General features: G+C 63.0%; 20 protein-coding genes. 15 read left to right on the top strand and 5 right to left on the bottom strand.

Features of this window, described 5'->3' with window-relative positions; all coding sequences use genetic code 11:
* The first annotated feature begins 119 nt into the window (after positions 1-119).
* The 9 genes from gltR to WF331_RS15655 all read left to right on the top strand — a co-directional run bounded on the left by gltR (position 120) and on the right by WF331_RS15655 (position 10,558).
* The gene (gene gltR / locus WF331_RS15695; protein ID WP_043196841.1) at positions 120-845 is read left to right on the top strand and encodes a two-component system response regulator GltR; all 726 of its coding nucleotides are present in this window, start codon (positions 120-122) and stop codon (positions 843-845) included.
* Positions 826-2,280 (top strand): ATP-binding protein, encoded by a 1,455-nt coding sequence (locus tag WF331_RS15690; protein WP_229608863.1) that lies wholly within the window; start codon positions 826-828, stop codon positions 2,278-2,280. Before gltR ends, WF331_RS15690 begins: the two co-directional genes overlap by 20 nt.
* A gap of 229 nt (positions 2,281-2,509) precedes the next feature.
* The gene (locus WF331_RS15685) at positions 2,510-3,760 is read left to right on the top strand and encodes a D-mannose isomerase (protein ID WP_284361803.1); all 1,251 of its coding nucleotides are present in this window, start codon (positions 2,510-2,512) and stop codon (positions 3,758-3,760) included.
* A 104-nt stretch (positions 3,761-3,864) separates the two neighbouring features.
* The gene (locus WF331_RS15680) at positions 3,865-5,151 is read left to right on the top strand and encodes an ABC transporter substrate-binding protein (protein ID WP_197864813.1); all 1,287 of its coding nucleotides are present in this window, start codon (positions 3,865-3,867) and stop codon (positions 5,149-5,151) included.
* A gap of 145 nt (positions 5,152-5,296) precedes the next feature.
* Positions 5,297-6,205, top strand: a complete 909-nt coding sequence (locus WF331_RS15675; RefSeq protein ID WP_003255050.1) for a carbohydrate ABC transporter permease — start codon at positions 5,297-5,299, stop codon at positions 6,203-6,205.
* Entirely contained in the window at positions 6,198-7,043 is an 846-nt protein-coding gene (locus WF331_RS15670; protein WP_049275727.1) for a carbohydrate ABC transporter permease, read from the top strand. The genes WF331_RS15675 and WF331_RS15670 overlap by 8 nt, the downstream gene beginning before the upstream one ends.
* A gap of 3 nt (positions 7,044-7,046) precedes the next feature.
* Complete coding sequence (locus WF331_RS15665; protein WP_284361792.1) at positions 7,047-8,201, top strand: ABC transporter ATP-binding protein; 1,155 nt, start codon at positions 7,047-7,049, stop codon at positions 8,199-8,201.
* 41 nt (positions 8,202-8,242) lie between these two features.
* Complete coding sequence (locus WF331_RS15660) at positions 8,243-9,586, top strand: carbohydrate porin (protein ID WP_059394649.1); 1,344 nt, start codon at positions 8,243-8,245, stop codon at positions 9,584-9,586.
* Positions 9,587-9,703: 117 nt separating this feature from the next.
* Complete coding sequence (locus WF331_RS15655) at positions 9,704-10,558, top strand: D-hexose-6-phosphate mutarotase (protein WP_016501278.1); 855 nt, start codon at positions 9,704-9,706, stop codon at positions 10,556-10,558.
* Here WF331_RS15655 and hexR read toward each other — a convergent pair.
* Positions 10,551-11,414 (bottom strand): DNA-binding transcriptional regulator HexR, encoded by an 864-nt coding sequence (gene hexR, locus WF331_RS15650; protein WP_169725179.1) that lies wholly within the window; start codon positions 11,412-11,414, stop codon positions 10,551-10,553. The genes WF331_RS15655 and hexR overlap by 8 nt on opposite strands.
* Positions 11,415-11,625: 211 nt before the next feature.
* Between hexR and zwf the strand changes: the two genes are divergently transcribed.
* The 4 genes from zwf to WF331_RS15630 all read left to right on the top strand — a co-directional run bounded on the left by zwf (position 11,626) and on the right by WF331_RS15630 (position 15,405).
* Positions 11,626-13,095, top strand: a complete 1,470-nt coding sequence (zwf, locus tag WF331_RS15645; RefSeq protein ID WP_340623072.1) for a glucose-6-phosphate dehydrogenase — start codon at positions 11,626-11,628, stop codon at positions 13,093-13,095.
* Positions 13,082-13,795, top strand: coding sequence for a 6-phosphogluconolactonase (gene pgl, locus WF331_RS15640; protein ID WP_016501276.1), 714 nt, complete (start codon positions 13,082-13,084; stop codon positions 13,793-13,795). Before zwf ends, pgl begins: the two co-directional genes overlap by 14 nt.
* 17 nt (positions 13,796-13,812) lie before the next feature.
* Entirely contained in the window at positions 13,813-14,493 is a 681-nt protein-coding gene (locus WF331_RS15635) for a bifunctional 4-hydroxy-2-oxoglutarate aldolase/2-dehydro-3-deoxy-phosphogluconate aldolase (protein ID WP_340623071.1), read from the top strand.
* Between the two features lie 168 nt (positions 14,494-14,661).
* Positions 14,662-15,405, top strand: a complete 744-nt coding sequence (locus tag WF331_RS15630) for a monalysin family beta-barrel pore-forming toxin (protein ID WP_340623070.1) — start codon at positions 14,662-14,664, stop codon at positions 15,403-15,405.
* 54 nt (positions 15,406-15,459) lie between these two features.
* Here WF331_RS15630 and leuA read toward each other — a convergent pair whose 3' ends face one another.
* The 4 genes from leuA to WF331_RS15610 form a co-directional block, all read right to left on the bottom strand.
* Complete coding sequence (leuA, locus tag WF331_RS15625) at positions 15,460-17,133, bottom strand: 2-isopropylmalate synthase (protein WP_016501273.1); 1,674 nt, start codon at positions 17,131-17,133, stop codon at positions 15,460-15,462.
* A 414-nt stretch (positions 17,134-17,547) separates the two neighbouring features.
* On the bottom strand, positions 17,548-18,375 hold the full coding sequence (locus WF331_RS15620) for a peptidoglycan DD-metalloendopeptidase family protein (RefSeq protein WP_340623069.1): 828 nt from the start codon (positions 18,373-18,375) through the stop codon (positions 17,548-17,550).
* 3 nt (positions 18,376-18,378) lie between these two features.
* Complete coding sequence (gene xseA / locus WF331_RS15615) at positions 18,379-19,758, bottom strand: exodeoxyribonuclease VII large subunit (protein WP_063426450.1); 1,380 nt, start codon at positions 19,756-19,758, stop codon at positions 18,379-18,381.
* A gap of 157 nt (positions 19,759-19,915) precedes the next feature.
* Entirely contained in the window at positions 19,916-20,794 is an 879-nt protein-coding gene (locus WF331_RS15610) for a LysR substrate-binding domain-containing protein (protein WP_340623068.1), read from the bottom strand.
* A 97-nt stretch (positions 20,795-20,891) separates the two neighbouring features.
* Here WF331_RS15610 and WF331_RS15605 point away from each other — a divergent pair, with 97 nt between their 5' ends.
* Positions 20,892-21,647 carry a sulfite exporter TauE/SafE family protein gene (locus WF331_RS15605; protein ID WP_049274854.1) on the top strand — a complete coding sequence of 252 codons (756 nt, stop codon included), beginning with the start codon at positions 20,892-20,894 and terminating at the stop codon, positions 21,645-21,647.
* 47 nt (positions 21,648-21,694) lie between these two features.
* Positions 21,695-22,252, top strand: coding sequence for a hypothetical protein (locus tag WF331_RS15600; RefSeq protein ID WP_016501268.1), 558 nt, complete (start codon positions 21,695-21,697; stop codon positions 22,250-22,252).
* The last annotated feature ends 46 nt before the right edge of the window (positions 22,253-22,298 follow it).

Here is a 22,298-nt window from a genome sequence, read left to right as displayed (position 1 = left end):
CCGCTGATAGTTCCGGCACAGCACGGTCCCTGCAGGAGCGGCCTTGTGCCGCGATGGGGCGCGAAGCGGCCCCAATAACAGGCAACCAAGACCTGTAACTAACAAGAGGAAGGACCACCTTGAGCACTGCCGGCAAATCGATCCTCATGGTCGACGACGACCAGGAAATCCGCGAACTGCTGCAAACCTACCTGAGCCGCTCCGGCTTCCAGGTGCATGCCGAAGCCGATGGAAAAGGCTTTCGTCACGCCCTGGAAACCACCCCCTGCGACCTGGTCATCCTCGACGTCATGCTGCCCGACGAAGACGGCTTCAGCCTGTGCCGCTGGGTGCGCCAGCACCCGCGCCAGGCACGGGTGCCGATCATCATGCTCACCGCCAGCTCCGACGAAGCCGACCGGGTCATTGGCCTTGAGTTGGGCGCCGACGACTACCTGGGCAAACCCTTCAGCCCTCGGGAACTGCAAGCAAGGATCAAGGCCCTGCTGCGCCGCGCCGAATTCGGCCAGTCGGCGCCGGGCAGTGCGGTGCTGGCTTTCGACGACTGGCGCCTGGACACGGTCAGCCACCGTCTGTTCCACCACGACGGCGAAGAGGTGATTCTGTCCGGCGCCGACTTCGCCCTGCTCAAACTGTTCCTCGACCATCCGCAGCAGATTCTCGACCGCGACACCATAGGCAACGCCACCCGTGGTCGCGAGCCGATGCCGCTGGACCGCATCGTCGACATGGCGGTCAGCCGCCTGCGCCAGCGCCTGCGCGATACCGACAAGCCCCCGCGGCTGATCCGTACGGTGCGTGGCAGCGGCTACCTGTTGGCGGCGCATGTCTGCAGTGCGCCCTGAGCGGCGCTGGCGCCTGCTGCCGCGCTCGCTGCTGGGGCGCATGCTGCTGCTCACCCTGTTGGTAGTGCTGCTGGCCCAAGGCTTGTCGAGCATCATCTGGGTGGCCCAGTTGCGTGCCAGCCAGCTGCAGGGCCTGCGCGCCAGCGCCAGCAGCCTTGCCCATTCCATGAGCGCCAGCGTCAGTTACTTCCGCTCGCTGCCGGTGGCCTATCGGCCGATGGTGCTCGACCAGTTGCGCAGCATGGGCGGCACGCGGTTTTTCGTCTCGCTCAACGCCAAGCCGCTCGACATGCCGGTGCTGCCCATCACCCCACGCAAGCAGGCTGTGATCGATGTATTCCAGCAGGTACTGCATGAGCGACTGGGCTCGCAGATGGATATTTCCGTTGAGTTCGTCGCGCCCGACGATCTGCGCATTTTCAACAGCGGCCTGAAACTCGACGAGCTGCCACGCTCCTGGGCGCATTACTCACTGACCCTGGAGCCGCTCAACCCGCCGGTGCTGGTGACGCAGATCCGCCTGGGTGAGGGCGAGTGGCTGTACATCGCCTCGTTGCTGCCCGAGCCCTATACCAGCCTTGAGGCCGAACGCCTGCCACGCCAGCAGATCGGTTTCATCGTGCTCACCACCGCCTTGCTGCTGTTGTTCATCGGTTTGCTGGTGCACTGGCAGAGCTGGCCGCTCAAGCGCCTGGCGCGCGCTGCGCGGGAGATGTCGCTGGGCGCCGATGTGGCCCCGGTGGCGGAAGGTGGTGGTAGCGAAGTGGTCGAAGTAAGCCGGGCGTTCAACAGCATGCGTGAGCGCATCAGCCGCTACCTGACCGAACGCAGCCAGCTGTTCAGCGCCATCTCCCACGACTTGCGCACGCCGATCACCCGCCTGCGCCTGCGTGTGGAACTGCTGGAGGACGAGCGCCTGCAGGCCAAGTTCAGCCAGGACCTGGACGAGCTGGAGCTGCTGGTGAAAGGTGCGCTGCAGTGCGTGAAGGACACCGATATCCACGAGAACATAGAGCCTGTCGACCTCAACCAGGTGCTGGAAATTCTGGCAGAGCCTTATCTGCGTGATGGCCGGATCACGGTCGAAGGCCGGGCGCATGCGCCTTACCCAGGCAAGCCGCTGGCGCTGCGGCGTTGCATCGGCAACCTGATCGACAACGCCATCAAGTACGGCGAGCAGGCGCGGCTGCGCATCATCGACAGTGCCGAGGGCTTTGTGCTGCAGGTGGACGACCAGGGGCCGGGCGTCCCGCAGCAGCAGCTGGAGCAAGTGTTCGAGCCGCATTTTCGGCTGGCCGGACAGCAGCAGGGCTATGGGCTGGGGTTGGGTATCGCGCGCAACATTGCCCATAGCCATGGGGGCGAGGTGAGCTTGCTGAACCTGCGCGAAGGCGGGTTGCGGGTGACTCTGTATCTGCCGCGGGGACAGGACTGAGTTGTTTGTGGTGGCAGTTCTGGCCCTATCGCCGGCAAGCCAGCTCCCACAGGTACAGCGTAAACCTTGAATTTTTTATGGTCTTTGTGGGAGCTGGCTTGCCGGCGATAGGGCCATTGCAGGCCACATAGATGTCACTGCCCAGTGACAATCCTGGCCTGCTTCGTGACCTCCCGGCGAACCCGACTGACTAGACTTCGCACACGACTGGCAAGGATCAAGCTGGCCCATGAACACCCTCCACCTGCCTTCCACCAGCTGGCTCAACGCCCCGGCCCACACCGCCTGGCGCATGGCCGAAGCACAGCGCCTGCTGGCCTTCGCCAAGGCCGCGAAACTGCCCGACGGCTTCGGCAACCTGGAGGCCAAGGGGCAGTTAGCCCCCGGCGCCCGTGCCGAAACCATGAACACTGCTCGCATGACCCACTGCTTCGCCCTGGCTCACTTGCAGGGCATCCCGGGCTGCCTGGGCTACGCCGCACACGGTGTAGCCGCTTTGCGCGGTGCTATGCAGGATGCCACCTATGGCGGTTGGTTCGCCCACCCCCGTGGCCACGATGACAGTGGCAAGGCGGCTTACCTGCATGCCTTCGTCGCCCTGGCCGCCAGCTCTGCAGTGGTGGCGGGCGCGGTCGACGCGACCGCGCTGTTGGCCGACGCAATCCATGTGATCGAAGCGCATTTCTGGAGCGAAGAAGAAGGCGCCCTGCGGGAAACCTTCTCCCGCGCATGGCAATTGCCCGAGCCGTACCGTGGCGCCAACAGCAACATGCACGCGACCGAGGCCTTTCTGGCCTTGGCAGACGTCACCGGCAACAGCCTGTGGCTCAAGCGCGCCCTGCGTATCGCCGAACGCATTATCCGTACCCATGCTGCTGCCAACGGCTACCGGGTGATCGAGCATTTCGACGCGCTCTGGCAGCCACTGCCGCACTACAACCTTGGGCATCCGGCCGACCACTTCCGGCCTTATGGCACCACGCCCGGGCATGCCCTGGAATGGGCGCGGCTGCTGCTGCACCTGGAAGCCAGTCTCGAACGGGCCGGCCTGCATGCCCCGCAGTGGCTGCCGGATAGCGCCCGGGCACTGTTCGACGCAGCCTGCCAGCAGGCCTGGAAGGTCGATGGCGCGCCCGGTTTCGTCTACACCCTGGACTGGGCCGGGCAGCCCGTGGTGCATGCACGCCTGCACTGGGTGCACGCTGAGGCCTGCGCTGGCGCAGCGGCCCTGTTGCAGCGCACCGGCGAGGCGCAGTACGAGCAGTGGTACCGCACCTGCTGGGAGTTCATCGCCAGCCACTTCATCGACACCCTCGGCGGCAGCTGGCACCACGAACTCGATGCCCACAACCAGCCGGCCGGGACCCTCTGGCCGGGCAAGCCCGACCTCTATCACGCCTACCAGGCGCTGCTGCTGCCAGGTTTGCCACTGGCCCCCAGCCTGGCCAGCAACCTGGCCAGCAATGTAACCAAACGATGACATTCACGCATCGCTTCGTTACCTGGCGGGGTGGGCACGCTGTTTAGACTCCATGCAACGCAAGCGACCGACTTGCACGGCATAACAACAAGAAAGGTGCTTCGATGAATCCCACGCTCCGTCTCGCTGCCGCAATTTCCCTGGCTTCCTTACTCCCGCTCAGTGCCCAGGCTGCCGAAGCCAAAGGCAGTGTCGAGGTGGTGCACTGGTGGACCTCCGGTGGTGAAAAAGCGGCTGTCGATGTGCTCAAGGCCCAGGTCGAGAAAGACGGCTTTACCTGGAAAGATGGCGCCGTCGCTGGCGGTGGCGGTGCCACGGCCATGACCGTGCTCAAGAGCCGCGCCGTAGCCGGCAACCCGCCGGGTGTCGCACAGATCAAAGGGCCAGACATCCAGGATTGGGCGGCCACCGGCCTGCTCGACGGCGATGTGCTCAAGGATGTGGCCACGGAGGAAAAGTGGGACGCATTGCTCGACAAGAAGGTCGCCGACACCGTGAAGTACGACGGTGACTATGTCGCCGTGCCGGTAAACATCCACCGTACCAATTGGCTGTGGATCAACCCCGAGGTCTTCAAGAAAGCTGGCATCGACAAGGCGCCTGCCACCCTCGACGAATTTTACGCTGCTGCCGACAAGCTCAAGGCCGCCGGTTTCATCCCGCTCGCCCACGGCGGCCAGCCGTGGCAGGACAGCACCGTGTTCGAAAGCGTGGTGCTGTCGGTGATGGGCGCCGAGGGCTACAAGAAGGCCATGGTCGATCTCGACAACGCCGCCCTGACCGGCCCGGACATGGTCAAGGCGCTGACCGAACTGAAAAAGGTCGCCACCTACACGGACCCGGATGGCAAAGGCCAGGACTGGAACCTGGAAGCGGCCAAGGTCATCAACGGCAAGGCCGGCATGCAGATCATGGGCGACTGGGCCAAGAGCGAATGGACCTTGGCCAAGAAAACCGCCGGCAAGGATTACCAGTGCGTGCCGTTCCCTGGTACCGAAAACGCCTTCCTCTACAACATCGACTCGCTGGTGGTGTTCAAGCAGAACAACGCCGGCACGTCTGCCGGCCAGCAGGACATTGCCCGCAAAGTGCTGGGCCAGGACTTCCAGAAGGTCTTCAGCAGCAACAAGGGGTCGATCCCGGTGCGTAACGACATGCTTGCCGACATGGGCAAGTATGGTTTCGATGCCTGCGCGCAGGCGTCGGCCAGGGACTTCCTGGCCGACGCCAAGAATGGCGGCTTGCAGCCGAGCATGGCGCACAACATGGCCACCACGCTGGCCGTGCAGGGCGCGTTCTTCGATGTGGTGACCAACTACATCAACGACCCCAAGGCCGACCCGGCCGATGCGGCGAAGAAGCTGGCGGCGGCGATCAAGGCTGCCCAGTAAAGCTGACAATCATCCTGTAGGAGCAGCCTTGTGCTGCGAAAGAGCCGGGATGGCTTGAGGCATTGCTGTGCCTGCAATGGCCTGTTCGCAGCACAAGGCTGCTCCTACAGAAGTGCGTGCCGTTTCTGAAACGGGGATCTGAACCATGACCACGACTACCGCCCAACTGCGGGCCTCACCCCTGGACGCGCTTCAGCGCTGGCTGCCCAAGCTGGTGCTGGCCCCCAGCATGTTCATCGTCCTGGTGGGCTTCTACGGCTACATCCTCTGGACCTTCGTGCTGTCCTTCACCACCTCGACGTTCCTGCCCACCTACAAATGGGCCGGCCTTGCGCAATACGCGCGGCTGTTCGACAACGACCGCTGGTGGGTGGCAAGCAAGAACCTGCTGCTGTTCGGTGGCCTGTTCATCGCCATCAGCCTGGCCATCGGCGTGTTGCTGGCGGTGCTGCTGGACCAGCGCATCCGCCGTGAGGGCTTCATCCGCACCATTTACCTGTACCCCATGGCGTTGTCGATGATCGTTACCGGCACCGCCTGGAAGTGGCTGCTCAACCCCGGCATGGGCCTGGACAAGTTGTTGCGCGACTGGGGCTGGGAGGGCTTTCGCCTGGACTGGCTGATCGACCCCGACCGGGTAGTGTATTGCCTGGTGATCGCTGCCGTGTGGCAGGCGTCGGGCTTCATCATGGCAATGTTCCTGGCCGGCCTGCGCGGGGTCGACCCGTCGATCATCCGTGCGGCGCAGATGGATGGCGCCAGCCTGCCGCGCATCTACTGGACCGTGGTGCTGCCCAGCTTGCGCCCGGTGTTCTTCAGTGCCCTGATGATCCTTTCGCACATTGCCATCAAGAGCTTCGACCTGGTGGCGGCGATGACCGCTGGCGGCCCGGGCTACTCGTCCGACCTGCCAGCAATGTTCATGTACTCGTTCACCTTCAGCCGCGGCCAGATGGGCATGGGCTCGGCGAGCGCCATCCTCATGCTCGGGGCGATCCTGGCGATCCTCGTGCCGTACCTGTACTCGGAGCTGCGGAGCAAGCGCCATGCATAGCCCTGTCGACAAACCCGCGCTCAGCCTGAGCCGTATCGCCATCCACGCGGTGTTGCTGAGCGCTGTGCTGCTGTACCTGGTGCCGCTGGTGGTGATGCTGCTGACCAGCTTCAAGACCCCTGAAGACATCAGCACCGGCAACCTGCTGAGCTGGCCGGCGGTGATTACCGGCATTGGCTGGGTCAAGGCCTGGGGCACGGTCAGCGGTTACTTCTGGAACTCGATCATGATCACCGTGCCAGCGGTGCTGATCTCCACCACCATTGGCGCGCTGAACGGCTATGTGCTGTCGATGTGGCGCTTCCGTGGTTCGCAGCTGTTCTTCGGCCTGCTGCTGTTCGGCTGCTTCCTGCCATTCCAGACCGTGCTGCTGCCGGCCTCGTTCACCCTCGGCAAGCTGGGCCTGGCCAGCACTACCGGCGGCCTGGTGCTGGTGCACGTGGTCTACGGCCTGGCCTTCACCACGCTGTTCTTCCGCAACTTCTACGTGAGCATCCCTGATGCGCTGGTCAAGGCCGCGCGCCTGGACGGGGCCGGGTTCTTCACCATCTTCCGGCGCATCATCCTGCCGATGTCCACGCCGATCATCATGGTCTGCCTGATCTGGCAGTTCACCCAGATCTGGAACGACTTCCTGTTCGGCGTGGTGTTTTCCAGCGGTGATTCGCAGCCGATCACCGTGGCCTTGAACAACCTGGTCAACACCAGTACCGGGGCCAAGGAATACAACGTCGACATGGCGGCAGCGATGATCGCCGGCCTGCCAACCCTGCTGGTCTATGTGGTTGCAGGCAAATATTTCGTGCGCGGGCTGACGGCCGGCGCGGTAAAGGGGTAAGTCATGGCAACGCTTGAACTTCGCAATGTGAACAAGACCTACGGCATCGGCCTGCCGGACACCCTCAAGGACATCCAGCTGTCGATCAAAGATGGTGAGTTCCTGATCCTGGTCGGCCCCTCTGGCTGTGGCAAATCCACCCTGATGAACTGCATCGCCGGCCTGGAGCAGATCACCGGCGGTGCGATCCTCATCGACGAGCAGGACGTCAGCGGCATGAGCCCCAAGGACCGTGACATCGCCATGGTGTTCCAGTCCTACGCGCTGTACCCGACCATGAGCGTGCGCGAGAACATCGAATTTGGCCTGAAGATCCGCAAGATGCCGCAGGCGGCCATCAATGAAGAAGTGACGCGGGTCGCCAAGCTGCTGCAGATCGAGCACCTGCTGGCGCGCAAGCCGGCACAGCTGTCCGGTGGCCAGCAACAACGGGTAGCCATGGGGCGCGCGCTGGCGCGGCGGCCAAAGATCTACCTGTTCGATGAGCCGCTGTCCAACCTCGATGCCAAGCTGCGGGTCGAGATGCGCACCGAAATGAAGCTGATGCATCAGCGCCTGAAGACCACCACCGTTTACGTCACCCATGACCAGATCGAGGCCATGACCCTGGGTGACAAGGTGGCGGTGATGAAGGACGGCATCATCCAGCAGTTCGGCACCCCGCAGCAGATCTACAACGACCCGGCCAACCAGTTTGTCGCCAGCTTCATCGGTTCGCCGCCGATGAACTTCATTCCGGTGCGCCTGGCCAGGCAGGACGACCGCTTGCTGGCGCTGCTCGACAGCGGCCAGGCGCGCTGTGAGTTGCCCCTGGGGCTGGCAGCTGACGAACTGGATGGCCGCGAGATCATCCTGGGCATCCGCCCTGAGCAGATCGCCCTGGGCGCTGCGCAGGGCAATGGCTTGCCGGGTATTCGCGCCGAGGTGCAGGTTACCGAACCTACCGGGCCCGACTTGCTGGTGTTTGTCACCCTCAACCAGACCAAGGTGTGCTGCCGCCTTGCGCCGGATGTGGCGTGCAGCGTGGGTGACACCCTCAACCTGCAATTCGACCCGGCCCGGGTGCTGCTGTTCGACGCCGACAGTGGCGAGCGCATACGCCTGGCCAGCACTGTGGCAACCGCAAAGGACAACGTGGCTCACTTGAAGGGCCGTTGACTCGTCTACACCATCAATAAGAAAAAAGAGGACGCAAAGGGATGGAACAGCGCAAACGTATCAGGACATTGGGCTCGCTGGCTTTGCTCGCCGTTGTCGGCAGCAGCGGCGCGCAGGCTGCCGAAGCTTTTTCCAGCGAATCGAAATGGATGACCGGGGATTGGGGCGGCACTCGTACCGAGTTGCTGGAGAAGGGCTACGACTTCACCCTCGACTATGTCGGAGAGGTGGCCGGCAACCTGCACGGTGGCTACAACGACGACAAGACTGCACGCTACAGCGACCAGTTTGCCCTTGGCGCACACCTGGATCTGCAGAAGATCTTCGGGTGGCACGATGCCGAGTTCAAGCTGGCGATCACCGAGCGCAGCGGCCGCAACCTGTCCAACGACCGCATCAGCGACCCGCGCGCCGGGCAGTTCAGCTCGGTGCAGGAGGTGTGGGGCCGCGGCCAGACCTGGCGCCTGACCCAGATGTGGATCAAGCAAAAGTACTTCGACGGCGCGCTGGACGTGAAATTCGGCCGCTTTGGCGAGGGCGAGGACTTCAACAGCTTCCCGTGCGACTTCCAGAACCTGGCCTTCTGCGGCTCGCAAGTGGGCAACTGGGTGGGCGGCATCTGGTACAACTGGCCGGTCAGCCAGTGGGCGCTGCGGGTGAAGTACAACATCACCCCGGAATTCTTCGTGCAGGTCGGCGCCTTCGAGCAGAACCCCTCCAACCTGGAAACCGGTAATGGCTTCAAGCTCAGCGGCAGCGGCACCAAGGGGGCAATCCTGCCGGTGGAGGCGGTGTGGTCGCCCAAGGTCAACGGCCTGCCGGGGGAGTACCGCCTGGGTTACTACTACAGCACGGCCAAGGCCGACGATGTGTTCGACGACGTCAACGGCAACCCGCAGGCGCTGACTGGCGGGGCATTCAAGTCGCATTCCAGCAAGCACGGTTGGTGGGTAGTGGCGCAGCAGCAGGTCACCGCCCAAGGTGGCGACGTCAACCGCGGCCTCAGCCTGTTCGCCAACTTCACCGTGCACGACAAGGCCACCAACGTGGTCGACAACTACCAGCAGGTGGGGCTGGTCTACAAAGGCGCCTTCGACGCCCGACCCAAGGATGACATCGGCTTCGGTGTGGCGCGTATTCATGTGAATGACGACGTGAAGAAACGCGCCGAACTGCTCAATGCCCAGAGTGGTATCAACGATTACGACAACCCGGGCTTCGTTCCGCTGCAACGCACCGAGTACAACGCCGAGCTCTACTACGGCTTCCACGTCACCAACTGGCTGACCGTACGGCCCAACCTGCAGTACATCAAGAGCCCGGGCGGGGTGGACGAAGTGGACAACGCGCTGGTCGCGGGCTTGAAGATTCAGTCGTCATTCTGAGGGCATTTGTTGTAAATTTACGCCAATCCCTTTTCGGTTCCCGGCACCCACTGGCCTGCAGTGGTTGTCGGGGATAGGCCGAGACAGCGCTATCTCAAACAACAAGAGCTCTGAACCATGCCCGAACATCCGCTCCATCGCTTCTTTTCCTCGCAGCGGCCAAGGCCGACATTCGAGTGGGAGCGTTACCAGCAGCGCGATGTGCTGATCATCGATCACCCCCGTTGCCAGGCGGTATTCAGCCGCCAGGGCGCGCAGCTGCTGCACTTTCAGCCGGCAGGTGAACGGCCTTGGCTGTGGTGCGCCGAGCAGTGGCCGCAGGTGGGGGCGATCCGTGGCGGTGTGCCGGTGTGCTGGCCGTGGTATGGCCGTCACCCCAGTGAGGACCTGTGGCCGGCCCATGGCTGGGCGCGCCTGCTGGACTGGAAGCTGGTGGACAGCCGCGAAGACGAGGAGGGCGTGACCTTGAAGTGGCGCCTGGACCTGTGCGACTGGCAGGTCGACCTGCACGCAAGGCTGGGCTGCCGTATGGAGCTGAGCCTGAGCACCGAGCACCAGGACAGCGAACCCTGCCAGCTGAGCCATGCGCTGCTGGCGTACTGGCGTATCAGCGACGTGTCTGAGATAGCGCTGTCCGGGTTGGAGGATATCGAAGGTTACGACCGCCTCAACCGCCAGGCCTGCCGTGAAGAGGGCGCGCTGAAGCTCAAGGGCGGCTGTCAGAAGGTTTACCCCGGCACGCCGAGGGTACAGCTGCAGGACCCGGCCTGGCAGCGCGAGCTGTGCATCGATACTGGCGACAGCGACGACACCGTAGTCTGGCACCCGGGTAATCGACCACTGATGGGCGTGACCGGCCGTGAAAGCCAGCGCTTTGTCTGCGTCGAGGCCGCCAGCGGCAGTGGTGAGGGCCTGAGCCTGGCGCCGGGGCAGCGTGCCCACCTGCGCCTGCAGGCGCACCGGCTCAGTTGAGTTCGTCGTCCTCGATCGGGTAGCGGCTGGCGTTCAGGCTTTCCTTGATCTTGCGCAGGTGCGGCTGGAAGTCGACGCCGCGGCGCAGGGTCATGCCAGTGGCCAGCACATCGAGCACGGTCAGCTGGATGATCCGCGAGGTCATCGGCATGTAGATGTCGGTGTCTTCCGGCAACGGGATGTGCAGGCTCAGGCTGCAGGCGTTGGCCAGCGGCGAGCCTGCGGCGGTCAGGCCCAGCACCGAAGCGCCGTTTTCACGGGCCAGGCGGGCCACTTCGACCAGTTCGCGGGTGCGCCCGGTGTAGGAAATGATCACGAACAGGTCGCCGGTGTGGGCTACCGAGGCCAGCATGCGCTGCATCAGTACATCGGCGTGGGCCGACACCGCCAGGTTGAAGCGGAAGAACTTGTGCTGGGCGTCCAGGGCCACCGGGGCCGAGGCGCCCAGGCCGAAGAAGTGGATCTGCCGGGCCTGGATCATCATGTCCACGGCGCGGCTGACCTGCTGCGGGTCCAGTTGCTGGCAGGCGCCGTCGAGCGAGGCGATGGCACTGGCGAAGATCTTCTGGGTGTAGGCTGCCGGGTCATCGTCGGCCTCTACCGCGCGGCTGACGTAGGCGGCGCCGCTGGCCAGGCTCTGTGCCAGTTGCAGCTTGAGTTCGGGGTAGCCGCTGACGCCAAACGAGCGGCAGAAGCGGTTGACGGTCGGTTCGCTGACCTTGGCCGCCTGGGCCAGCGCAGCAATGCTGAAGCGGGTGGCTTGTTGCGGGTTGAGCAGGATGACTTCGGCGACTTTGCGTTCGGCCTTGTTCAGCTCGTCGAGGCGTCCCTGGATCTGCTCCAGGAGGTTTCGCACGCGGTCCATGGGTGTGTCCTTGGGTCGGGAAGACAGCCGGCTGACGAAGCAGCAGGCTTTTTGCACGGTCGTCTATCGTACTGTCGGTGCGGGTGGCGCACCACTTGTCTGTAATACTTGTGTGCAATGTTGTGGTTTTTACTACATTATCCCTTGAAAACCGTATTCGAAAGCGGTATTCCTAGACCAACTTTAGGAAAGAACCTACATCATGGCTGCGATCAGTGTCGATCCTTGCACGTTTGCCCTGTTTGGCGCCCTTGGCGACCTGGCGTTGCGCAAGCTGTTTCCTGCGCTCTACCAGCTCGACCGGGCCAACCTGCTGCACCCGGACACCCGCCTGCTGGCGCTGGCCCGCGAGGCAGGCAGCGCGCAGGAGCACCTGAACAGCATCGAAGCCCACCTGCGCCGGCATGTGCCCGAGGCCGATATCGAGCCTGCCGCACTGGGCCGCTTCCTGGCCCGGTTGAGCTACCAGCACCTGGACTTCCTGCAACCTGAGGGTTACCAGGCCCTGGCGGAGCAGTTGCCGGGAGACCTGCCGCTGATCGCCTACTTCGCCACGGCGGCAGCGGTGTACGGGGCCATCTGCGAAAACCTCGACAACGCCGGGCTGGCCCCGCGTACCCGGGTGGTGCTGGAGAAGCCCATCGGCCACGACCTGGAGTCGTCGCGACGGGTCAACGATGCCGTGGCGCGGTTCTTCCCCGAAAACCGGGTGTACCGTATCGACCACTATCTGGGCAAGGAGACGGTGCAGAACCTGATTGCCCTGCGCTTCGCCAATAGCCTGTTCGAAACCCAGTGGAACCAGAATTCCATCTCCCACGTGGAGATCACCGTTGCCGAGAAAGTCGGTATCGAAGGCCGCTGGGGCTACTTCGACAAGGCCGGCCAACTGCGCGACATGATCCAGAACCATCTGCTGCAGTTGCTGTGCCTGATCGCCATGGACCCGCCCAGCGAGCTGTCCGCCGATGCCATTCGTGACGAGAAGGTGAAGGTGCTAAAGGCCCTGGCGCCGATCACGGGCGAGGGTTTGAGCACCCAAGTGGTGCGTGGTCAGTATATTGCCGGCTACAGCGAGGGCAAGCCGGTACCTGGCTACCTGGAAGAGGACAACGCCAACGCCCGCAGCGACACCGAAACCTTCGTCGCCCTGCGTGCCGATATCCGCAACTGGCGCTGGTCGGGCGTGCCGTTCTACCTGCGTACTGGCAAGCGCATGTCGCAGAAGCTGTCGCAGATCGTCATCCACTTCAAGGAAACGCCGCACTACATCTTCGCCCCGGAACAGCGTTTGCAAATCGGTAACAAGCTGATCATTCGCCTGCAACCGGACGAAGGCATTTCTTTACGGGTGATGACCAAGGAGCAGGGCCTGGACAAAGGCATGCAACTGCGCAGCGGCCCGTTGCAGCTTAATTTTTCCGACACCTGGCGCAGTACGCGGATTCCGGATGCCTACGAGCGCCTGTTGCTCGAAGTGATGCGTGGCAACCAGAACCTGTTCGTGCGCAAGGACGAAATCGAATATGCCTGGAAGTGGTGCGACCAGTTGATCGCCGGCTGGCGTAATGCGGGCGATGCGCCCAAGCCTTACGCGGCGGGCTCCTGGGGGCCGATGAGCTCGATTGCATTGATTACACGCGATGGGAGGGCGTGGTATGGGGATATCTGAACTGAAATTGCCGGCGGCCGTGAAGGTCCACGAGCTGGCCGACGCCAAGACGCTGGCTGCAACCCTGGCCCACGATGTGGCCGAGCGCCTTCGTGCAGCCATTGCTGCCAAGGGCCAGGCCTGCGTGGTGCTGTCTGGTGGCCGCAGCCCGGTGCCATTCCTTGAGAAGCTGGCCAGTGAGCCCCTGGACTGGGCCAAGGTTACCGTCAGCCTGGCCGATGAGCGCTGGGTGCCGGTGGAGCATGCTGACAGCAACGCTGGCCTGTTGGCCCGCCACCTGCTCACGGGTGCGGCGGCCAAGGCCCGCTTTGTTGGCCTGTACCAGCAGGCGGAAAACCTTGATGCCGCTGCGCTCAAGGCTGACCAGGCCTTGACCGGGCTGCCGCCGATCGACGTGCTGGTGCTGGGCATGGGTGACGATGGCCATACCGCCTCGCTGTTCCCCGCCAGCCCCAACCTGGAAGCAGGCCTGGACCTGGCCAGCACGCGTCGCTGCCTGCCGTTGCTGGCGCCGAGCGTGCCGCACCAGCGCCTGTCGATGACCCGCTCGCTGCTGGCCAGCGCCGCCTTCATCGCGCTGTCCGTGCAAGGGCCGGGCAAACTCGCTACCCTGCGCGCCGCGCTGGCTGGCAACGACCTTACTGAAATGCCGATTCGCGCTTTTCTTCACGACCCCCTGGACATCTACTGGTGCCCATGAGCCAAGGATCCACTGTCATGACCACCCTCGAACGCCCACAGCCAAAGCTCTCGATGGCCGACAAGGCCGCCCGGATCGATGCCATCTGCGAAAAGGCGCGCATCCTGCCGGTCATTACCATCGCCCATGAGGAAGACATCCTGCCGCTGGCCGATGCCCTGGCCGCCGGCGGTATCCGTACCCTGGAAGTGACCCTGCGTTCCCAGCATGGGCTCAAGGCCATCCAGGTGCTGCGTGAGCAGCGCCCGGAATTGTGCGTTGGCGCAGGCACTGTACTGGATCGCAGCATGTTCGCCGCCGTCGAGGCTGCCGGCGCGCAGTTCGTCGTCACCCCGGGCATTACCCAGGACATTCTCGAAGCGGGCGTGGACAGCGAAATCCCGCTGCTGCCAGGCATCAGTACGCCCTCTGAAATCATGATGGGCTATGCCCTGGGCTACCGCAGGTTCAAGTTGTTCCCGGCGGAAATCAGCGGCGGCGTTGCGGCGATCAAGGCCTTTGGCGGCCCGTTCGGCGATATTCGCTTTTGCCCAACCGGCGGCGTTAACCCGGCCAATGTACGTAACTACATGGCATTGCCCAACGTGATGTGCGTGGGCGGAACCTGGATGCTCGACAGCAGCTGGATCAAGAACGGCGACTGGGCGCGGATCGAAGCGTGCAGCGCGGAGGCGATGGCGCTGCTGGACGCCAACTGAATTTGTTGTGTGCTTTACAGCTTGAGGGGCACTTGGTCAGCGCCCCTTTTTTTATGGGCGTTTTTTGTGTGATCGGGCCGCCGGTGCATGAAGCCTTTCCCGATTATCGATACCGAATACGACGATTACGATGGCGCTGCAATCTTGAATGCAAAGCGGAGAGTTTGTATGAGCTTCATCGATAAAGAAATGATTAGAACGATTGGCAACTTTCCACATAAGCGCGGAACTTATGAAATAGAAACTTATTTGTATGGCGTAGACGGTAAGGTCAATCCTGGCTGTTGGATATTTGGCGACACCGTTTACGGTGACATGTATGTCGTCAATCAGAACTGGGGTACCTACTCTACCCCGATACTGGCGTATCTGGAGTATGCGGGGATGGCAAGGGTCCCCAGTAGCGTAACGCATACTGAAGAAGTGTCTACGGTGGAGGGGTATAGCCGCTCTTTCTCTTCCTCTGTAGAAGCAGAGGTCAACCTCGGTGCGGGATTTCTGGGGAGCGTTGTGGGTGGGAAGCTGACATCCACGACCACTCAGGGTATTAGCCACTCGACTGCGCGGTCTCGGAAAATTGAATTGGAAGGGCCGGGTATTTTCAACTTTTATCAGATGCACATGGTCTATGCGCATTGTGTTACAGGTGCGGGAAATTTCGCGGATTTATTCAAATACGCAAAGGCTAAAACCTACGCCAAAGCGGGTAGGAAGGACAGGGAGGATCTGTGCATACTGACGTCTATTGCAACCAGTTCAATCATCACGGTAGCTGCTGAAAATTCGGTCAAGCCGCTAGGGTGGAATGAAATTCAAGAGGCAGCGTTGGTGAAGGGCCATCAGTTCCCGGAAAATAGTGGCCGATGGGTATTCAATTATGGTGCTTACTTCACGCCCGGTAATCGCTATTAAATTCTGACAGAAAAAAACCGCATCAAGGATGCGGTTTTTTTGTAGCTGGAACCATCAGGCTGCTTGTGCTTCCTGCTGGCTCAGCGAGCGGTTCAGCGCGCTGAACAGGGCCTTGAAGCTGGCCGTGGTGATGTTCTCATCGATACCCACGCCATGTACCGGGCGGCCACCGGCCACGCGCAGTTCGATGTAGGCAGCTGCCTTGGCGTTGGTGCCAGCGCCAATCGCATGCTCGTTGTAGTCCATGATCTCCACGGCAATCGGCAGGCCGGCCACCAGTGCTTCCAGGGCGCCGTTGCCCTTGCCGCGCCAGTGCAGGGTGGTTTCGCCTTCACCGGCAACCTCCACTTCCACGGCGCTGTGGCCGTTTTCTTCCTGCAGGCGATGGCTGACCAGTGCGTATGGCGCGTTGGCCTGGAGGTATTCCTTGTGCAGCAGGCTGTAGATCTGCTGGGCGGTCATTTCCAGGCCCAGGCGGTCGGTTTCACCCTGTACCACCTGGCTGAATTCGATCTGCATGCGACGCGGCAGGCTGATGCCATATTCCTGCTCGAGCAGGTAGGTGATGCCGCCTTTGCCCGACTGGCTGTTGACGCGGATTACCGCTTCGTAGCTGCGGCCGATGTCGGCCGGGTCGATCGGCAGGTATGGCACTTCCCACAGTTCGCCTTCCTGCTGCTTGGCGAAGCCCTTGCGGATGGCGTCCTGGTGCGAGCCGGAGAACGCGGTGTGGACCAGGTCGCCCACGTACGGGTGGCGTGGGTGCACCGGCAGCTGGTTGCACTCTTCGACCACTTTGCGCACGCCGTCGATGTCGGAGAAGTCCAGCAACGGGTCGATGCCTTGGGTGTAGAGGTTCAGTGCCAGGGTCACCAGGTCGACGTTACCGGTGCGCTCGCCGTTGCCGAACAGGCAGCCTTCGGCACGGTCGGCGCCGGCCATCAGGCCCAGCTCGGTGGCGGCGATGCCGGTGCCACGGTCGTTGTGGCAGTGCAGGCTGATGATCACGCTGTCGCGGCGGCTGACATTGCGGCAGAACCATTCGATCTGGTCGGCGTAGATGTTCGGCGTGGACACTTCCACGGTGGCCGGCAGGTTGAGGATGATCTTGTGCTCAGGCGTCGGGTTCCATACCTCGATGACCGCGTCGCAGACTTCCTTGGCGAAGTCCATCTCGGTGGCACTGAAGGTTTCGGGCGAGTACTGGAAGGTCCACTGGGTTTCCGGCTGCTGGGCAGCGTACTTGACGAACAGCTTGGCCGCGTTCACCGCGATGTCCTTCACGCCTTGCTTGTCCTGGTTGAAGACAATGCGGCGGAACGACGGGCTGGTGGCGTTGTACAGGTGGACGATGGCCTTCTTCGCGCCGCGCAGCGATTCGAAGGTGCGTGCGATCAGGTCTTCACGGGCCTGGGTCAACACCTGGATGGTGGTGTCGTCCGGAATGTGGCCGTCCTCGATCAGGGTGCGCACGAAGTCGAAATCGGTCTGCGAGGCAGACGGGAACGACGCTTCGATTTCCTTCACGCCCACCTGCACCAGGGTCTTCCAGAAGCGCAGTTTCTTCTCCGAATCCATCGGCTCGATCAGCGACTGGTTGCCATCACGCAGGTCGGAGCTGCACCAGATCGGCGCGGCGGTGATGGTCTTCGAGGGCCAGGTACGGTCGGGCAGGTCGATGGTCGGGAAAGCGCGGTACTTCTTCGAAGGGTCTTTGAGCATGGACATGGAAGCAATCCTTTTGTGTGCGGCCGAGATCGGGCCTGCCGAGCAATAACGAGATGAAGAGGCGAGGCGACGCGATTCAGCCTGGTAGTCGGGCGCTGACCAGGCAGAGGCTGCGATGTTGTCGGAGCAGGATGAGGGTGCTGAAGGTTTTCATGCCTTCAACCCTAACCAGAGAGGTGAGGGATGGCAAGTGTCCGCGAAAAATTGAGAGGAATGCTTAAAAAAAGCAATTGGGCGAGATTTTATGGCTGTAATTTGCTGAGTGTTTCTTGATTTTTGCGCGGTATTTTTCGATGGCGCAACCCAGTGGTATGGGTGCTGACAGTGCTGGCCTCTTCGCGGGTAAACCCGCTCCCACAGGTACGGCGCAGTGTCTGTGGGAGCAGGCATGCCCGCGAAGCAGGCGCCGCAGCTTCAGGGTTGGAACGCACCAATGAAAATCGCCGGGTCCACCCGCGCATCATTCAGGCTGACGTTCCAGTGCATGTGCGGCCCGGTTGCCCGCCCGGTCGACCCCACGCGCCCGACCACCTCGCCACGGCGCAGTGATTGCCCCACCTGCACATCGATCTTCGACATATGGCAGAACATGCTGATAAAGCCCTGCCCATGGTCGACGAACACCGTGCGGCCATTGAAGAAGTAATCCCCCACCAGGATCACCTTGCCATTGGCCGGGGCCTTGATCGGCGTGCCCGCAGGTACCGCGAAGTCCAGCCCTGCATGCGGGTTGCGCTCTTCACCGTTGAAGAAGCGGCGCACGCCGAACTTGCTCGACAGTGGCCCATTGACCGGTTTGTCGAGGATCAGGTTGCTCGGCAGGGCGGGGCTGAAGCTGCGGTAGGCCTTGATCTGCTCGGCCAGCTCGCGGTCGATGCGCTTGAGGTCGGCCGGGTTCGGGTTCACCTGGCGCGTGTTCTTCAGGGTGATGCGCTGCTCGGGGTACTTCTTGCTCCCGACGCTGAAGGGCAGGGTGCGGCCGTCCTGCTTCAGCACGGCAGTGCCCGGCTTTTGGGTCAGGGGGATGCCGACGATTGCCAGCCAGTTGTCCTGCTCCTTCACCACCAGCACCGGCTTGCCGTCGAAACGGGCGCTGGGCGCGCTGGTGGCGGGGCCCAGGTCAACCACCGCCACGCCACCCGGCACCGGCTTGTTCAGTGTGCGGGTGATATAGCTGGCCTGGGCACCGCTAGCCAGCAGCAGGAGGGAGAGGGCGAGCAGGGGCGCGAGCAGGCGGGGCATGTGTCAGTCCAGTAGTGAAAGAGTGACCGGGGTCAGGTGGTTGTCTTCGACCCGCACCTGCAGTTCGCCTTCGTTCAGGCGGGCGGTGAGGCGCTGGCCGTTGCGGGTCTGTTCGGCACTGCGAATGGCCTGGCCCTGGTCGTCCAGCAGGATGCTGTAGCCGCGGGCGAGGGTGGCCAGCGGGCTGACCACTTGCAGGGTTTGCAGCTGGGCCTGGAAGCGTTGGCGACGGTCTTTCAACACATCCCGCATTGCCCGGGGCAGGCGCTCGGCCAGGCTGTCGAGGCGCTGGCTCAGCAGTTTCAGGTTGCGCCCCGGGTGCTGCGCGGCCAGGCGGGTGTCCATGCGTGCCAGGCGCTCGCGGCGCTGGTTGAGGCTGAGCATGAAGGCGCGGCGCAGGCGCATGTCCAGATCGTCCAGGCGCTGGGCTTGCTGACGCAGGCGCTCGCCCGGGTGACGCAGGCGCCGGGTCAGTGACTCCAGGCGCAGGCGGTCATGGGTCAGACGGTTCTGCATGCGCAGCAACAGGCGCCGTTGCAGGCCGTCCAGCCGTTGCTGCAAGCCACTGTTGTCGGGGGCCAGCAACTCGGCCGCGGCAGACGGCGTGGGGGCGCGTACGTCGGCGACGAAGTCGCTGATCGACACGTCGGTTTCATGGCCCACGGCGCTGACAATAGGGGTGACGCAAGCGGCCACGGCTCGCGCCACGGCTTCTTCGTTGAAGCACCACAGGTCTTCCAGCGAACCACCACCCCGGGCCAGGATCAGCGCATCGAAACCAAGGCTGTCGGCCAGGCGAATGGCGCGCACGATCTGCGCGATGGCTTCGCGCCCCTGAACCGCCGTAGGGATCAGGTTCAGTTCCACCTGTGGGGCACGGCGGCCAAACACGCTGATGATGTCGCGGATCACAGCGCCGGTAGGCGAGCTGATGATGCCGATCCGTTGAGGATGGGCCGGTAACGGTTTCTTGCGTTCGGTGCTGAACAGCCCCTCGGCACTGAGCTTTTCCTTCAGCGCCTCGAAGGCAAGGCGCAGTGCGCCGTCACCGGCTGGCTCGACGGTGTCGAGAATCAGCTGGTAGTCGCCACGCCCTTCGAACAGCGAAACCTTGCCGCGTACCCGCACCGCCAGGCCGTCGCGCAGGGCCTGGCGCACCCGCGTTGCGTTTTGCCGGAACAGCGCGCAACGCACCTGGGCGCCGCTGTCCTTGAGGGTGAAGTACATGTGGCCGGATGCCGGGCGGGCAAGGTTGGAGATTTCGCCTTCCACCCAGACGCTGCGGAACACGTCTTCCAGCAGCACGCGGGCGCGGCCGTTGAGTTGGCTGACGGTAAGGACCTCACGGTCCAGGCCGAGTCGTTCGAATGGGTCTTTGATCATGGCAGGCATCATAAAGGACATCGGCCCCGGTTGTCTGTCTTGCCCCTACTGCCAGCCTTGACCTAACCCTTGTGGGAGCGGCCTTGCGTCGCGAAAGGGCTGCGAAGCGGCCCTTTCGCGACGCAAGGCCGCTCCCACAAGACCGCAACCGGTGCCTTCAGCCCTGCATCGTCGCCACGAACTGCCGCACCATCTGCCCCGCATCACGACGACAGGCCAGTGCCACTGTGCTCTGGCAATCACCTTCCAGCGCTACGAAGCTGACTGAAGCCGGCGCAATCTCGCGCATGCACTGCGGCAACAGCGCTACCCCGAACCCCGCCTGAATAAGCTGCAACTGCGTGGTCTTGCGCGACAGCACCTGCGCGGCTTGCGGGAAAAAGCCCGCCTCCATGCACAGCGAAGCCGACAGGTAACTCAGCCCGCCACGATCCCGATGCGGGATGGAAATAAATCGTTCGTCCCTCAACTGCTCCAGCTTCACCCGTGGCGCGCTGGCCAAGGGGTGCCCGGTAGCAACCGCCAGCAACAAGGGTTCGCTGAACAGTTCGTGCAGCGCCAGTCCTTCGTGCTGACGCAGCACTGGCAAGCGCAGCAGGCCGATGTCCAGCCGCCCGGCAGCAATATCCTCCAGCTGTGCCTCCGAAGGCTGCTGGGCGATCTCCAGCGAAACCCCCGGGTTGTCTTTCAGGTAGTTGCCCAGGCGAGCCAGCAGCGTGCCGGTCAGCGGCACGGTACTGGAATGGTTCAGGCGCAGGCTGCCTTGCAGCCCCTGGCCAATGTCGCGGGTTACGCGCTCGGCCTGTGCCAGGTCGGCCAGCAAGCGCCGCGACCGTTCAAGCAAGGCCTGGCCGGCCAGTGTCAGGCGTGGCAGGCGCGCGGTGCGCTCGAACAGCGGCGTGTCCAGTTGCTGCTCCAGCTCCTTTATCTGCCTGCTAAGCGCCGACTGGGCGATGTACAGCCGTTCGGCGGCAGCGCTGAAACTGCCGCACTCGGCGATTTCCACGAAGTAACGCAACTGGCGGATCGACGTCATGTCATGCCTTTTCGAGATGGCTTTGGCGATAAAGGCATATTAGTCGGCATGGCTCATCGCTGGCTAACCTTGGCCTGTCTTCCCAGGAATTGCTGCCATGCTTGCCCAACTGTCTTTTTCCGGCCTTGACTGGTTACCCATCCTGCTGGGTGTTGGTGTTGCCTACATCGTCTTTGGTATTGCCGGTTTCGGTACCGCGCTGGTGGCCGGGCCGGTACTGATCCATTTCATGCCGTTGTCACGCATCATCCCGCTGCTGGTGCTGCTGGACTTTGTTGCCGCGTTCGGCAACCTGCTGCCGTCGCGCCGGGATGTGGTGCGCAGCGAGTTGTTACGGCTGTTGCCGTTCATGGCCCTGGGCTGCACATTGGGCGTGGTGTTCCTGCTGCAACTGAAGTCCGACATTTTGCTGCTGTTGATGGGGGTGTTCGTGACCGCCTATGCATTGTACGGGCTGGCAGTGAAAGTGCGGCCGGCCAGCCTGTCGGGGTTGTGGGCGGTGCCGATGGGTACGGCAGGCGGGTTGTTCGGGGCGCTGTTCGGCAGCGGCGGGTTTCTGTATGCCCTTTACCTGAGCGCACGGCTGGAAGTGAAAGAACAGGTACGCGCCACCCAGAGCGCGCTGATCAGTTGCAGCACGGTCGTACGCCTGACGCTGTTCCTGGTTGCCGGTGTGTATGCCGACCAAAGCCTGCTGCTGCTCGCCGCCTGCTTGCTGCCAGTCATGTTCGTCGGCCTCTGGGTGGGGCGCCGGCTGACCAACCGGCTGTCCCGTGAAGCCTTTGTTCGCCTGGTCACCTGGCTGGTGCTGGCCAGCGGCCTGGCGTTGATCGGTCGCTACCTGAGCGCCTGAGCGGTAGAATTGCGTCATTACCGGCGTTTTTCAGGCTTGCCCCGTTCATGAACACCCAGAGCATCATCGTTCCCAAGCTGTCCACCGTACCGGTGCATGAAGCCCGCGCCCGCGCCATCCTGCGCTGGCTGGTGCGCGAGAAGGTCGTTGAAGAACAGCTGACTACCTGTGGCCGCACCGGCAACCGTATGGGCCATGCCCTGGCCGCAGGGGCGCGCAAGGTGGCCCTCCAGCCGGACAAGCTGCCCTTCGACCAGCAGGTCAACGGCATGGAGGTGGTGCTAAAGCGCTGCATCTACACCCCCACCGATGGCTTTCTCGAAGAAGCCGGTTGCCCGGAGTGCCGGCGCGAGGTGGGCGAGCCGCTGTTCGAAAGCCTGGAAGAGTGGACGCCGGCGGTAACCGACAACTTCACCTGCCCGCTGTGCGGCTTTGAAGATGACATCAATGGCTTCATTTACCTGCAGCCATGTGCCTTTTCCAACCTGGGGTTCATCTTCAACAACTGGGGCGAGGCCGGGTTTACCCAGGCCTTTCTCGACAGCTTTGCCGACTGGCTCGACCAGCCGGTAGCCGTGGTGCAGGTAAAAGTGCCACAAGGCTGACCGAAGGCCCTTATTTTGCATTGAGCGGCGCGCCCTGCATGAGTAT

It is taken from the genome of Pseudomonas sp. YNh (assembly GCF_037993085.1).
In the GTDB taxonomy this organism is placed as follows: Bacteria; Pseudomonadota; Gammaproteobacteria; order Pseudomonadales; family Pseudomonadaceae; genus Aquipseudomonas; species Aquipseudomonas putida.
The sequence above is the reverse complement of the archived record's forward strand: the minus strand, read 5'-3'. Positions and strand labels throughout refer to the sequence as shown.

Bases quoted from the DNA above. Each gene is read 5' to 3' on its own strand.
- WF331_RS15665 (WP_284361792.1), top strand. From the start codon at position 7,047: ATGGCAACGCTTGAACTTCGCAATGTGAACAAGACCTACGGCATCGGC.
- WF331_RS15605 (WP_049274854.1), top strand. From the start codon at position 20,892: ATGCTTGCCCAACTGTCTTTTTCCGGCCTTGACTGGTTACCCATCCTG.
- WF331_RS15690 (WP_229608863.1), top strand. From the start codon at position 826: ATGTCTGCAGTGCGCCCTGAGCGGCGCTGGCGCCTGCTGCCGCGCTCG.
- WF331_RS15610 (WP_340623068.1), bottom strand. From the start codon at position 20,794: ATGACGTCGATCCGCCAGTTGCGTTACTTCGTGGAAATCGCCGAGTGC.
- WF331_RS15630 (WP_340623070.1), top strand. From the start codon at position 14,662: ATGAGCTTCATCGATAAAGAAATGATTAGAACGATTGGCAACTTTCCA.
- WF331_RS15600 (WP_016501268.1), top strand. From the start codon at position 21,695: ATGAACACCCAGAGCATCATCGTTCCCAAGCTGTCCACCGTACCGGTG.
- WF331_RS15635 (WP_340623071.1), top strand. From the start codon at position 13,813: ATGACCACCCTCGAACGCCCACAGCCAAAGCTCTCGATGGCCGACAAG.
- WF331_RS15685 (WP_284361803.1), top strand. From the start codon at position 2,510: ATGAACACCCTCCACCTGCCTTCCACCAGCTGGCTCAACGCCCCGGCC.
- WF331_RS15660 (WP_059394649.1), top strand. From the start codon at position 8,243: ATGGAACAGCGCAAACGTATCAGGACATTGGGCTCGCTGGCTTTGCTC.
- zwf (WP_340623072.1), top strand. From the start codon at position 11,626: ATGGCTGCGATCAGTGTCGATCCTTGCACGTTTGCCCTGTTTGGCGCC.
- pgl (WP_016501276.1), top strand. From the start codon at position 13,082: ATGGGGATATCTGAACTGAAATTGCCGGCGGCCGTGAAGGTCCACGAG.
- WF331_RS15620 (WP_340623069.1), bottom strand. From the start codon at position 18,375: ATGCCCCGCCTGCTCGCGCCCCTGCTCGCCCTCTCCCTCCTGCTGCTG.
- WF331_RS15675 (WP_003255050.1), top strand. From the start codon at position 5,297: ATGACCACGACTACCGCCCAACTGCGGGCCTCACCCCTGGACGCGCTT.
- WF331_RS15655 (WP_016501278.1), top strand. From the start codon at position 9,704: ATGCCCGAACATCCGCTCCATCGCTTCTTTTCCTCGCAGCGGCCAAGG.
- WF331_RS15670 (WP_049275727.1), top strand. From the start codon at position 6,198: ATGCATAGCCCTGTCGACAAACCCGCGCTCAGCCTGAGCCGTATCGCC.
- xseA (WP_063426450.1), bottom strand. From the start codon at position 19,758: ATGATCAAAGACCCATTCGAACGACTCGGCCTGGACCGTGAGGTCCTT.
- leuA (WP_016501273.1), bottom strand. From the start codon at position 17,133: ATGTCCATGCTCAAAGACCCTTCGAAGAAGTACCGCGCTTTCCCGACC.
- WF331_RS15680 (WP_197864813.1), top strand. From the start codon at position 3,865: ATGAATCCCACGCTCCGTCTCGCTGCCGCAATTTCCCTGGCTTCCTTA.